This window comes from Nitrosomonas sp. JL21 (genome assembly GCF_009833095.1).
In the GTDB taxonomy this organism is placed as follows: domain Bacteria; phylum Pseudomonadota; class Gammaproteobacteria; order Burkholderiales; family Nitrosomonadaceae; genus Nitrosomonas.
Genome location: NZ_QRCB01000027.1, coordinates 74,461 through 86,615 on the forward strand (window position 1 = coordinate 74,461; position 12,155 = coordinate 86,615).

Sequence of the window (12,155 nt, forward strand, 5' to 3'; positions counted from 1 at the left end):
ATTGGGTAATTTTTAAGGATCTGATGCGCAGTTGAATTCCCAGTACTACATCGGCATCATGTCCGGGACGAGCTTGGATGGCGTCGATGCAGTGCTGGTAGATTTTAATCACGCCTCATCACTGATCCATAATTATTTTTACCCTTATGATGATGCGCTGCGAAAGGCGTTATTGTCATTGCATCACAGTGGTTATGATGAGCTCAATCGCGCGGCGCTTTTGAGCAATCACTTATCATCTTTGTATGCAAAAGCTGTTCACAATCTGCTGAAACAAGCAAAACTACATCCGCAAGAAGTTGCTGCGATTGGTTGTCACGGTCAGACCATCAGGCATTGCCCTGAAATTGATAAAAAATATACGATTCAGCTTGTGAATGCCGCGCTTTTGGCGGAGCTTACGCAGATTACGGTCGTTGCAGATTTCCGTAGCCGTGATATCGCCGCAGGCGGTCAAGGCGCGCCCCTTGTTCCTGCTTTTCATCAAGCACGGTTTGGAAATGTGAGCACGCATCGCGTCATCGTGAATATCGGCGGTATTGCAAATATCACCGATCTTGATCCACACAGTTCGACCATAGGTTTTGACTGCGGCCCTGGAAATATTTTAATGGATGCATGGTGCCAACGACATCTCGCACAACATTTCGATAAAGATGGGCAATGGGCAGCCCGCGGACACGTCATCCCAGAATTATTGTCCACGTTGTCGGACGATCCATTTTTCGCCTGCCTACCCCCTAAGAGCACTGGCAGAGAGTTGTTCAACCTCGAATGGGTACAGTGCCGCTTGCACGGCAATGAAAAACCTGAAGATGTGCAAGCCACATTATTGCAGTTGACGATTGAAGCTATTGTGCAATCCGTTCACGCTCATTGTTCCGAAGTTCGCGAAATTTATGTATGCGGTGGAGGAGCACAGAATACGTTGCTGATGCGTCGTTTGGCAGAAGCTTTTCCGGGAAAGAGGGTTGCACCGACGGATCAGTTGGGAATTGCCGCTGATTGGGTCGAAGCATTTGCCTTTGCGTGGCTTGGGCAGCAAACGATGATGCGCAAACCTGGCAATCTTCCGGCCGTCACGGGCGCCAAAGGAGAAAGGGTATTGGGCGCGATTTATCCCGCTTAACTCAGTGAGTCCTGCAGAAGTACTGTATTCGGATTGGTTGTACTGAACGGATATCAGCTCCAAAAATCCTCATTCACCCGAGTAAACTGCAAAATCTTCGCGGGACTCGGATGGCCTGGACGTTACGCGGAATCGTTGTCAGAGTTCGCGTATAAAATTCAAACGGGCAGGTGCTATACCGAAAATGATGAGCCGCAGCCGCATGTGCTGGTGGCACCAGGATTCTTGATGACAAATTGCGCACCCTTGAGATTTTCCTGATAATCGATCTCAGCGCCAATCAAATACTGAAAACTCATTGGATCCACCAGCAGCTTGACGCCCTGTTTTTCCATGATCATATCATCGTCATTGATGGTTTCATCAAAGGTAAAGCCATATTGAAAGCCGGAGCAGCCACCGCCGCTGATGAAAACTCTTAAATTAAGATTGTCGTTGCCTTCTTCCTCAATAAGCTGTTTCACTTTAGAAGCTGCACTATCGGTAAATGAAAGGGGCGTTGTATTTTCCATATCAGTCTCTGTCAGTACGTTTGAACCACAGTTTCTCAATTATCTCATTTTGGTGGAGGTGTATTCTTCGCTTTCCGAAGTCATGGGCTGTTGATTCGGCGCTGCAGAAATCAATGTGACCATTTTCTCTGTCTGCTTTTGCTTGGTTCCCGGGGCATCATAGTGAATCATCTTGCCTTCTACCGATGCGCCCAATTGAATCTCCAGAGAGCCATAATGAATATCACCGTAGACCTTGGCTTTCGTTTGTAGTTCCAAGTATCCACTCGCATATATCGGCCCGGATACGGTGCCATTGATGACGATATTGGTGACGCTGATCTTGCCGGTGATGCTGCCTTCATTGCTGAGAACCAAGGTGCTGTGGTCGTCATCGTTAGCGCTGACATTACCGATGATGTGCCCATCAACGCGTAAACCGCCGCTGAAAGTGATATCTCCGGTGATGCCGGTATTGACGCCGATCAGAGTATCGATATGATTATGAAGTTTTCTTTTATTTTTACGACCGAACATGGCGAGTTCCTTCACGGTGCTGGTTGTGTAGTTTGGGTCAATATTACCTTTTTATTGTCATTTTGTTCATAAATCTGCACTTGCAGACTTTCTACGATGGCATCCGTGGGTACTTTGAAGCTCTCATCCAGCCGATGCAGGAATTTGAAGTTGATTGGAAAATTTTCCTGCGAAGTGCTGCTGATCAACGGAATAGTCTTGCTCTGATTGTTTTGTTGCAGCGTGACGTGGAATTTTAAGTTTCCTTTGAAATCGCTGGGCCGTTCTCCACCTTGAATGAGCGTCAGTGCATAGCGATATTTTCCAGGTGTTTCAGTTTCTTTCACATTGAATTGATGAATTGAAATTCCGCTTTTGGTATTGCCAGCCATCAAGTGCTGAAAAAACACCAGCTTTTCTTTCAAAGAATCATTCTCATGGGCTAGCGATTTGATTTGCTGGCCAAGATTCTCATTGGCGGTCGTGCTGATTTGGATTTGATGGATCAGATCGCCCATCTGGGTGCACAATTGTTGCTTCTTGTTTTGCCGACACGTTGCGGCATCATAGTCCAGCACCATTTTTTCTTCGTTCCATACATGCTGCGGTTGTACAGAATAGCGGCCGGCCTCGTACATTCCCCATGATAGCGATAACAACAATAAACAACAGACGACCGTGAGCATGATGCGGTAGGGCCATGATAGATGAGTGCGCACCACAACCCGAGGTGACAGAATTCTGGGAGTTTTCTGGAACAGCTTTTTCAACGGTAGTGCTCTAGGTAAGAAATCAATCGGTTCAATAGGATGAATTGCCCAACCTGATCGATATGGAATGAATGGCATTGATCATATCAATGTTGTAAGCATCGGTAAACGTTTTGTTATTCCGGAGGTGAGAATAATGAGTCTGTGCGTCACACATTTACGATTCTGGCCTGTAGGAAAACAGCATGTAAGAGGATGGGGATCTGAAAAATTACAATGCTAATATGCAGTGTGAAATCAGGCTCAAATTCCATATTCATCACTCGTCAATTGCACGTTATGATTGTATTTTTTCTTGTCCGATCGGGATTTGCCGTTTTATTTGGAGTGTCTTCAGAGTTTCTCCGGGAGTTTTATTATGGCAATAGGGGAACCTGGTTGATTCCGAGTGTTTCTGGCAAACCAAACATGATATTCATGTTCTGAATAGCTTGGCCAGCAGCGCCTTTAACGAGGTTATCGGTAACTGACAATATCACGACAGTATCGTGGCCTTGCGGTTGATGCACTGCAATGCGGCAGAGGTTGGAACCTCGTACTGAACGGGTTTCCGGATGTTTGCCGGCGGGCAATACATCGACGAAAGCCTCCTGTTGATAGCGCTTCTCATACAATGCTTGCAAGTCGATCTGCTTGCTCAACCGCGCATAAAGCGTGGCATGAATGCCGCGAATCATGGGCACCAGATGAGGAACAAAGGTCAACCCCACCGGACGCTTGGCTACGTTAGAAAGACCTTGTCTGATTTCAGGAAGGTGGCGATGTCCAGGTACGCCATACGCTTTGAAATTATCGGAAGCTTCGGCAAGCAAGGTATGCACTTCGGCTTTTCTGCCCGCACCAGAAACGCCCGATTTTACATCGGCAATGAGATGATCGGTATTGATGATGCCCGCTTCGATGAGTGGCAGAAAACCTAATTGGACGGCGGTCGGGTAGCAGCCCGGATTGGCGATGAGCTGAGCATTCTTGATATGCGCTCGATTGATTTCTGGCAATCCATAGACGGCCTCGGCGACTCGTGCAGGGCAGGCATGCTTCATGCCGTACCATTTTTCCCACTCTGCGACATCCTTGATGCGAAAGTCGGCTGCTAAATCAATGATCTTGACACCGGCCGCCAGCAAAGACTCGGCTTGTTGCATGGCAATGCCATTGGGTGTGGCGAAAAATACCAAGTCGCATTTCTGTAATTTTGCATCGGCCGGATCACTGAACTGAAGATCAAGGTGACCTCTCAGGTTAGTGAACAATTCCGCCACCTTCATGCCGGCTTCGCTGCGCGAGGTGATTGCCTTGATTCTTACCTTGGAGTGTTGCACCAGCAATCGCAGCAACTCCACACCGGTATAGCCGGTTCCACCCACAATGCCAACATTAATCATATGAACTCCTGTCGTTTTTCAGGTTTAGTATTCTATAGAACAAATAAAAAAGCCGCTTTCAAGGCGGCTTTTTGAGTGTCTTGGGTAAACCAAGGCGTTATCGTTTAGAGAATTGCTTGCGCCGCCGCGCTTTACGCAAACCAACTTTTTTGCGCTCTACTTCGCGCGCATCTCGAGTCACCAAACCAGCTTTGCTCAGAGGTGATTTGAGGGCTGCATCATAATCGATCAACGCTCGCGTAATGCCATGACGAACAGCCCCAGCCTGACCAGATTCGCCTCCGCCATGAATATTCACCATAATATCAAATGTATTGACATGATTGGTAAGCTCCAAGGGTTGCTTAACAATCATGCGCCCCGTTTTACGGGAAAAATAATCATCGATCGGCTTATTATTGATGACGATTGCGCCCGTACCAGGTTTGATGAATACACGTGCGACTGCGCTTTTGCGTCGACCGGTTCCGTAATTGTATTGAGTTGCCATAGATATATATTACGCTCTGATTTCGAGAGGTTTAGGTTGTTGAGCGGCATGCGGATGAGTATCGCCCGCATAGATTTTGAGCTTCTTGATCATCGCATATCCCAGCGGCCCTTTAGGGAGCATGCCTTTCACGGCTTTTTTAAGGGGGCGACCAGGAAAACGCGCCTGCATTTTCTTCAGAGGAGTCTCATAGATTCCTCCTGGATAACCGGTATGGCGATAATAGATTTTATCGTCCAGTTTGTTTCCGGTGACGCGTATTTTGTCGACATTCACGACGATGATATAGTCACCGGTATCGACATGCGGCGTGTAAATGGGTTTGTGCTTGCCACGCAAGCGGTGCGCAATCTGCGAGGCAAGACGACCCAATACCAGATTAGTCGCATCAATAACAAACCAATCATGGTTCACTTCATGTGGTTTGGCTGAAAATGTTTTCACGAAAACCCATCCTGCATATTCAAAAAGAGCCCGGAATTCTAAGTCAGACATTTGCAAAAGTCAAATTGGGAGCGCGTTATTTTGTCCGCGGTTAGTTTACCCTGCCGAAGAGAGAACGATCAGAAGGAGCGCAATGGTGAAATTGAACAGTAATATATTTATCGATGATGGATTTTGGATCAATCGCCGCTATAATCTCTTGCTGTGATGAGCCACGTAATTCCGATCCAATCAAACCATTCAATCATGTGCCGAGAGATCTTCCGTGAAAGAAAAATCTGAGACTAATCTGCCTGCTGAATCAGCGGCGCCCACGAATTTTATTCGCAACATCATTGATGAAGATAACCGTACCGGCAAATGGAACGGCCGCGTGGAAACGCGGTTTCCGCCGGAGCCGAATGGCTATTTGCATATTGGCCATGCCAAGAGTATTTGCCTGAATTTCGGTATTGCGCATGACTATGACGGCATATGTCACTTACGCTTTGACGATACCAATCCGGAAAAAGAAGCTCAGGAGTATGTCGATTCGATTTGCGACAGCGTTTCATGGTTGGGCTTCGATTGGGGTCAGCATTTGTATTATTCTTCCGATTACTTTGACCGGCTGTACGAATTTGCCGAGTACCTGATCCATCAAGGAAAAGCCTATGTCGAGAGCCTTTCGGCGGATGAAATCCGGGAATTTCGCGGCACATTGACCCGTCCTGGTCAGAATAGCCCGTTTCGCGATCGCCCCATCGCAGAAAATTTGGATTTGTTTCGCCGCATGAAAGCGGGAGAATTCCCGGATGGCCGCTATGTGCTGAGAGCCAGGATCGACATGGCGTCGCCCAACATCAACATGCGTGATCCGGTCATTTACCGCATCCGCCATGTGCACCATCAACGCACCGGCAATCGGTGGTGCATTTATCCGATGTACGATTACACGCATTGCATATCCGATGCTTTGGAGAAGATTACGCATTCGCTCTGCACGCTGGAATTTGAGGACCATCGGCCGTTGTATGACTGGGTGCTCGATCAACTCGTGGATCAGGTGCCCTGCCATCCGCAGCAGATCGAATTTGCCCGGCTCAATCTGACGTACACCGTGATGAGCAAGCGCAAGCTGATCGAATTGGTTGAAAATAAGCTCGTCGACGGCTGGGATGACCCTCGCCTGAGCACCTTGGCCGGCGTGCGCCGCCGCGGCTTCACGCCCCGCGCCATTCGCCTGTTCGTGGAGCGCATCGGCATCAGCAAGGCGGATTCCTGGATCGACATGAGCGTGCTGGAAGATTGCCTGCGTGAAGATCTGAATGAACATGCCCCGCGCCGGATAGCGGTTTTGAAACCCTTGAAGCTGATCATCGACAATTACCCGGAAAATCGTCATGAGGATTGCTTTGCGCCCAATCATCCGCAAAAGCCGGAATGGGGAAAACGCATCCTGCCGTTTTCCAGAACTCTGTACATCGAACGCGACGATTTCATGGAAACGCCTGTGAAAGGTTATTTCCGTTTGTCTCCCGGTGCCGAAGTGCGATTGCGTTACGCCTTCATCGTCAAATGCGTGAGTATTGAAAAAAATTCTCATGGGGACATCGAAGCCATTCATTGCACCTACGATCCCGATACCAAGAGTGGCACGGCAGGTGCCGAAAGCCGCAAAGTAAAAGGCAACATTCATTGGCTATCGGCGCAGTATGCGCACGAGGCTGAAGTGCGCCTGTATGACCGATTGTTCACTGATCCGTATCCGGACAGTGGCGATAAGGATTACAAAACCTCGTTGAACCCTGATTCAAAAAAAATTATTACCGCATATGTGGAAGCAGCCTTATGCGGTGCCGAGCCCGAGCAAAGCTTTCAGTTCGAGCGCAATGGTTATTTTGTCGCCGATCGCATTGACATGAAATCTGAAAAACCGGTATTCAACCGCGCCGTGACCTTGCGCGATTCATGGGGGAAAGTAGCGAGTGCTTAGCCGGCTTGCGGCGTTGCTATCGCAGTATCCAGACATTCAATTGGCGCTGTTGTTCGGCTCGCAAGCAACCGGAACTGCACGAGCGGATAGTGATATCGATCTGGGCATTCTGATGTCGGTACCCCTCAGCGCGGATTTCAAATTGCAACTCATGGAGAACATAGGCGCAGAATTTGGGCGGCCAGTCGATATCGTCGATTTATATCACGTACCGGAGCCCATCACTGGCCAGGCGTTCAAGGGTAAACGCATAATCGGTGACGATACCACCTATGCAAACCTGCTCTATCGTCATTTGTTGAATGTTGCCGATTTTTTACCCTTGCATCAAAGAATTTTGACCGAGCGACGGAACCGATGGATCAAGTGATCATTACCGAGAAACTGGAATCATTGCGACGCTGCATTCAACGCATTGACGATAAAAAACCGGAGAGCGTCAACCAATTGATTCAGGATATTGATTTACAAGATATTCTGGTGCTCAACCTTACGCGTGCAATCCAGTTATGCGTCGACATCGGCAGTCACATCATCAGCTCGGTAGGTCAATTCTCACCGCAGACGATGGGAGAGGTTTTCACCACACTGCATGAATTAGGCGCTATTTCGCCAGAAACTCGTGATCAATTAAAAAAATCGATCGGTTTCAGAAACATTGCCGTGCATAACTATGAAGCGATCAATTGGGAAATCGTATATGCGATTAGCCAGAATTCCGTCCAGGATTTCCGCCGCTTTGCGCAGGAAATTTGCCGATATGCGGCGTTCTAACTACAAATTTAATCAATATAAAACACTCCCCGTTCCCGCACGATTTCCCAATCTGATGCGCCTGTTTTGCGGCATGCGCCATAGCGGAACGACGGGGGCAGGAGCGGAAACTCGAAGCGCAGATCATAAAACCAGGCGCAATGGCCATGTTGTGAATGATCCATTCGATCCAGCACCGGAAATTGAGCAAAAGAGCGGAATGGCGCAAAAGCCGGGCTGAACCAGGCTTCCTCGATCAATGCCGCATCTGCGCTGTCGGTTCCAAATTGGGTGCGGATGCGCCAGTTATTTTCGCCACTGGGATGGTAGGCGGCCGCCATGTTCGGCAGCCACCAACCATCAGTTTCCCTACGCAACTCATTCCTGGACTGCCGCAAATTCATATCCGCAACATGATACCTATCATGCTGGCGGATGATGAGCTTCCAATGAAATGGCGACAATGGCTGCGGCAGAACGCTGATCTGTACCGAGTGCAAATTCTTCGAGTGGATGTAGTTTTGCGCCAGGGCGGTGGCCTGTTGCTGCAAAGTCCATAAAAAAAACACATACCCGCATAAACCCACGAGAGCCAGAATCGCCGGCAATCTCCAGCGCCGGTAGCGCCAGGATGCAGCCAGCCCTATCAGAATGATCAGTGTAAACCAAGGATCGATGACGAATGCCAGCGGCACTGAATATCGTGCGGTGGAAAACGGTGCAAGCAACATCAGCCCATATGAAGTGATCAAGTCGCCAGCAATGTGAATGGCAATGCCGAGGCACGCCGGTAGGTAAAATGATTGCCAGGTATAGTGTTTGCGAACAAGCCGTGAGAACAACCACGCCAATAACCATGCCCAAAAAGGCAACAGAATGACAGAGTGGGTCGGCCCTTGGTGCCAGTTCAGATACGTGAGCGTGTTGATCCAACGCAGGATCAGATCGATATCGGGAAACGCTGCCGCGACGAGACTCGCCATGATTTGCAGCCGTAACGGCAGAACTGCCTGTTGAGATCGCGGACATGGAGCGGGTCGTGCCGCTGCCCGCGCCAGCAGAGCGCCGCTCAGCGCATGCGTAAGTGGATCCACGGCTATTGTCAGCCGGATCTTGCCTGCATCTTGACGGTGATTGGTTCCACCTGTGCAGTAGATGGATTTACAGCAGTGGAAAATTCAGGTGCGGAGGTCGGCCCGGTTGCAGTGTCTACAGGCGACTCCTGAGAAGCGGAGCCGTACACGCGGCGATCCAGCGATTCGGCCCGCCGAAGAGCCTGCGCCAGAAAATCGCGCGTGCGCTGCGAATTTTCGGATGCGTCTCGCATCCAGTGCGTGAAGGCTGCCAGATAAATGGCGGTCAGCGCGGTTTCCTCCAAGGCGCGGCGTATGAACATGGCATCGCGGTGTGCGGCTTCGCGCATCCATTGTACCGTGCGGCTGATGCGCATGATGGCAGGGATCTGGATGTGCAGATGGCCGGGTTCCAGTTTGGCGCCAATCATCTGACGCGTGACATGGCGATGTTCGGTCAGGGCATCCAGCCAGGCCATGATGAGATGATGCAACCGTTCGCGGGGAGATAAGGACAGGAATTCGATGGTTTCCGCTGTCTGCAGCATGCGGCTATCGGCCCGGTCGAACCAGGCGTCGACCAAATCCTCTTTCTCGCGGAAAAACACACGAATATCATCCAGAGAAATATCCAGTTCTGCGGCGACATCGAACAATCGCACCGCTTCCCAGTTTGAGCGTTCCGCAATGGCAACGGCTTTATCCACAATTGCCCCGCGTAAATCAAGTGTGCTTTTTTTCATCTTGACTCTCCACTTAGCGTTAACAGGAGTGGCGTGATGCAATGCCGTTTTTACTATACCATACCCAAAAAAATCATAAAAATATTACGTTACCCAACCTGGTCCGGATGAATTTCGGCATCGGGCGGTTTCAATCCGGCCACGCTGGGTTGCAGGCGATGCTTATCCCATAACGGCACGCCAAATACTTCATGGATGAAGTAATACGCTACCGGAACGCCAAGGATCATTCCCCATAAGCCGAAGCTGTGATAAGCGATCAACAGTATGATCAGCACCAGGACTGGATTGAGCTTGAGATGCTTGCCGTAAATCAATGGATTGAGACCATACGCTTCGATGATGTGAATGATGGTAATCATCGCCACGACTGCGATGGCCAGCGTCAGCCCACCGGTATTCAATGCGACCAGCACCATCGGCGCGGTGGAAATGAATACGCCCAGCACCGGGATGAAGCTACACACGAAAACGATCAGCGATAACAGCGCAACGGACGGGATGCCGAGGACCATCAAACCGATCAATGTCAGCAGCGTATTGACACAGGCGATCATGGCCTGTGCCTGAATGGCGCGGCCCACCACATAGGCGAATCGAATCACAGGTTGCGCGGTTTCCTGATAGAAATCCTTCAGGCGGGAATCGTGCAGACTTTTCATCAGCCCGCCGAGCCGGATGCTATCGAACAGAATCAGGAAACTGAACAGCAATGCCAGCAGCATCGTACCGGTCGCCTGATAAAGATACTTGATGAGTTTGGGCAGTTCTTCCTTGACTTTGTCCAATTGCGTGGTCAGCAGAAAATTGATCAGCAGTTCCGCTTCCTTGTCGTGATATTTCCTGAGTTCTGCACGTTCGCTGTCAGTGACGTCGGCAGGATTCTTTTCGTCCAACTGATCAGGGGGAGGCAAATTGAGCGTCAGTCGATACAGGGAAAGCGCTCTGTCAATCGCTTTCAGATTGTTTTCATCCATGGTGCTGCGCACATAGCCATACAAGGAACGCTCGATGCCCGGATATTTGCCGAAAACATCCCGTTCCAATTCCATTACTTTGGTTTGCACTTCATGGAAATTGCCGATGAATCGGGTTGCCTCACCGACAACGCTCGGTGTCACATAGCGGAAAAAACTACCCAGCACCAGCAGGAAAAAGATGTATACCAGCACCAAGGATGCGCGATGCGGGAGTTTCAATTTGTTTCGGCCGAAATGAACCAGGGGCGTGGCGATGAACGTGAGTACGAAGGTGATGAAGATCAGCCCGAAAAAGTCGCGCAGTTGCCATAATAAACCGATCAGGATCAGCCAAATCAGGATGCGGCGATTGGCTTCATAAAAATTGTCGAAGCTAAATGACATTATCTAATTCTCTGTAGTGTAAGCGTTGATCGAGGGTCGTAATGCGGGCTCGATGGAATAGGTTATGAGTATTTCACAAGGTACGGCGTTATTCAAACTCTTATGTTGTTTCCGGCATGGTTTAGGTTGCAAAGGGACGGCTGGATGAGCTTGGGTATAAATAAGTCCGCTCATGAAAGGGGCGGCAACAGTTGAATGCATCGGCATTGCGTTGCTTGATGAAAAATTAAAGGAATGCGCGAATAAAGCTGCTGCTTGAGTATTCCGATCGAATGATTGATACAGTGGCTAAGGATGCTTTCAGTTCATCGGCATGAGTATGGGGGATATTTTTTCTCGACCATAGAAGAAGAAGGAGGAGGGATACAGTCGAAAGAATCAATAACCTCATGTGATGACTGAAAGCAGGGCTCATTATGAACAAGATATAAGTATTTGAGAATGTGGCAAATTGTCGCATGCCGTTTTTTTTGCGTGAAAGCTGCCAATAATCAACCCGAAAAAAACCCTAAAGGAAGCTGAAAAAAATGGCAAGACATAATCAAACAAAGCGATACCCTGTGAGATTTTATCCGAGCCATTGAGGTAAGAAAAAAGGCGGAGCCGAAGCTCCGCCTTGCGCCCTGCATAGTAGCCGTAGAGAACGGTTTTCGCAGAATTCTTCTTAGAGGATGAAGTCGGTAGTGCCGGCAAAATCCAGAGTGGTCAAGTTGGTGCCTACCAGGATAATATCGCCAGTTCCGGCTCCACCGCTACCAGAGGCCGAAGTCAGGTCGATGCGTATATCCGCTCCGACTTGCGTGGTCAATGCTTGAATCTGGGCAAGCGATAATCCGAAATTGCTCAGATCGATGCGATCGTCGCCGGCATCATCGAAGTCCAGAATCGTCGATTCTGCAGAGGCTGTGGTGACAACGAACGTATCCGTGCCTGCGCTGCCGCGGTAATTGGTTGCTAAGGCGTTGGAAACCGTTATTGTATCGTTGCCGCTGCCGCCATTGATTTCTTCGATGCTGGTGAGC

13 protein-coding genes and 1 pseudogene are annotated in these 12,155 nt (G+C 49.4%); 4 read left to right on the forward strand and 10 right to left on the reverse strand.

Translation table 11 applies throughout. The features are described from left to right. Positions 1–31 precede the first annotated feature (31 nt). Positions 32–1,129: an anhydro-N-acetylmuramic acid kinase gene (locus ABF87_RS09490; protein ID WP_160828888.1), complete on the forward strand. Its 1,098-nt coding sequence runs from the start codon at positions 32–34 to the stop codon at positions 1,127–1,129. A gap of 173 nt (positions 1,130–1,302) precedes the next feature. Here the strand turns inward: ABF87_RS09490 and erpA are convergent, their stop codons facing one another. From erpA to rplM, 6 genes are all read right to left on the reverse strand, one after another. Further along, positions 1,303–1,641, reverse strand: coding sequence for an iron-sulfur cluster insertion protein ErpA (erpA, locus tag ABF87_RS09495; RefSeq protein WP_160828889.1), 339 nt, complete (start codon positions 1,639–1,641; stop codon positions 1,303–1,305). Between the two features lie 39 nt (positions 1,642–1,680). After that, a complete protein-coding gene (locus ABF87_RS09500) occupies positions 1,681–2,157 on the reverse strand; it encodes a polymer-forming cytoskeletal protein (RefSeq protein WP_160828890.1) in 477 nt (158 codons plus the stop codon). An 11-nt stretch (positions 2,158–2,168) separates the two neighbouring features. Beyond that, the gene (locus ABF87_RS09505; RefSeq protein WP_240143616.1) at positions 2,169–2,984 is read right to left on the reverse strand and encodes a DUF6776 family protein; all 816 of its coding nucleotides are present in this window, start codon (positions 2,982–2,984) and stop codon (positions 2,169–2,171) included. A gap of 278 nt (positions 2,985–3,262) precedes the next feature. Further along, entirely contained in the window at positions 3,263–4,291 is a 1,029-nt protein-coding gene (gene argC / locus ABF87_RS09510; RefSeq protein ID WP_160828891.1) for an N-acetyl-gamma-glutamyl-phosphate reductase, read from the reverse strand. Positions 4,292–4,388: 97 nt separating this feature from the next. Next, on the reverse strand, positions 4,389–4,781 hold the full coding sequence (rpsI, locus tag ABF87_RS09515) for a 30S ribosomal protein S9 (protein WP_160828892.1): 393 nt from the start codon (positions 4,779–4,781) through the stop codon (positions 4,389–4,391). A 9-nt stretch (positions 4,782–4,790) separates the two neighbouring features. Then, positions 4,791–5,225, reverse strand: a complete 435-nt coding sequence (rplM, locus tag ABF87_RS09520) for a 50S ribosomal protein L13 (RefSeq protein ID WP_160828893.1) — start codon at positions 5,223–5,225, stop codon at positions 4,791–4,793. Between the two features lie 265 nt (positions 5,226–5,490). Between rplM and ABF87_RS09525 the strand changes: the two genes are divergently transcribed. Genes ABF87_RS09525 through ABF87_RS09535 form a run of 3 tightly spaced genes read left to right on the forward strand, consistent with a single transcriptional unit; the run spans position 5,491 to position 7,974 of the window. After that, positions 5,491–7,200: a glutamine--tRNA ligase/YqeY domain fusion protein gene (locus tag ABF87_RS09525; protein WP_160828894.1), complete on the forward strand. Its 1,710-nt coding sequence runs from the start codon at positions 5,491–5,493 to the stop codon at positions 7,198–7,200. Continuing rightward, complete coding sequence (locus ABF87_RS09530; protein ID WP_160828895.1) at positions 7,193–7,570, forward strand: nucleotidyltransferase domain-containing protein; 378 nt, start codon at positions 7,193–7,195, stop codon at positions 7,568–7,570. Before ABF87_RS09525 ends, ABF87_RS09530 begins: the two co-directional genes overlap by 8 nt. Continuing rightward, positions 7,558–7,974, forward strand: coding sequence for a DUF86 domain-containing protein (locus ABF87_RS09535; RefSeq protein WP_160828896.1), 417 nt, complete (start codon positions 7,558–7,560; stop codon positions 7,972–7,974). Before ABF87_RS09530 ends, ABF87_RS09535 begins: the two co-directional genes overlap by 13 nt. Before the next feature lie 8 nt (positions 7,975–7,982). Here the strand turns inward: ABF87_RS09535 and ABF87_RS09540 are convergent, their stop codons facing one another. From ABF87_RS09540 to ABF87_RS09555, 4 genes and pseudogenes are all read right to left on the reverse strand, one after another. Then, positions 7,983–9,047, reverse strand: a complete 1,065-nt coding sequence (locus ABF87_RS09540; protein ID WP_160828897.1) for a metal-dependent hydrolase — start codon at positions 9,045–9,047, stop codon at positions 7,983–7,985. Positions 9,048–9,055: 8 nt separating this feature from the next. Beyond that, complete coding sequence (locus tag ABF87_RS09545; RefSeq protein ID WP_160828898.1) at positions 9,056–9,769, reverse strand: TetR/AcrR family transcriptional regulator; 714 nt, start codon at positions 9,767–9,769, stop codon at positions 9,056–9,058. 89 nt (positions 9,770–9,858) lie between these two features. Continuing rightward, positions 9,859–11,133 (reverse strand): AI-2E family transporter, encoded by a 1,275-nt coding sequence (locus ABF87_RS09550; protein WP_160828899.1) that lies wholly within the window; start codon positions 11,131–11,133, stop codon positions 9,859–9,861. A 664-nt stretch (positions 11,134–11,797) separates the two neighbouring features. Continuing rightward, positions 11,798–12,155, reverse strand: a pseudogene (locus tag ABF87_RS09555) (hypothetical protein); the annotation flags it as partial.

Bases quoted from the DNA above. Each gene is read 5' to 3' on its own strand.
- erpA (WP_160828889.1), bottom strand. From the start codon at position 1,641: ATGGAAAATACAACGCCCCTTTCATTTACCGATAGTGCAGCTTCTAAA.
- ABF87_RS09500 (WP_160828890.1), bottom strand. From the start codon at position 2,157: ATGTTCGGTCGTAAAAATAAAAGAAAACTTCATAATCATATCGATACT.
- ABF87_RS09505 (WP_240143616.1), bottom strand. From the start codon at position 2,984: ATGCCATTCATTCCATATCGATCAGGTTGGGCAATTCATCCTATTGAA.
- argC (WP_160828891.1), bottom strand. From the start codon at position 4,291: ATGATTAATGTTGGCATTGTGGGTGGAACCGGCTATACCGGTGTGGAG.
- rpsI (WP_160828892.1), bottom strand. From the start codon at position 4,781: ATGGCAACTCAATACAATTACGGAACCGGTCGACGCAAAAGCGCAGTC.
- ABF87_RS09535 (WP_160828896.1), top strand. From the start codon at position 7,558: ATGGATCAAGTGATCATTACCGAGAAACTGGAATCATTGCGACGCTGC.
- ABF87_RS09545 (WP_160828898.1), bottom strand. From the start codon at position 9,769: ATGAAAAAAAGCACACTTGATTTACGCGGGGCAATTGTGGATAAAGCC.
- ABF87_RS09550 (WP_160828899.1), bottom strand. From the start codon at position 11,133: ATGTCATTTAGCTTCGACAATTTTTATGAAGCCAATCGCCGCATCCTG.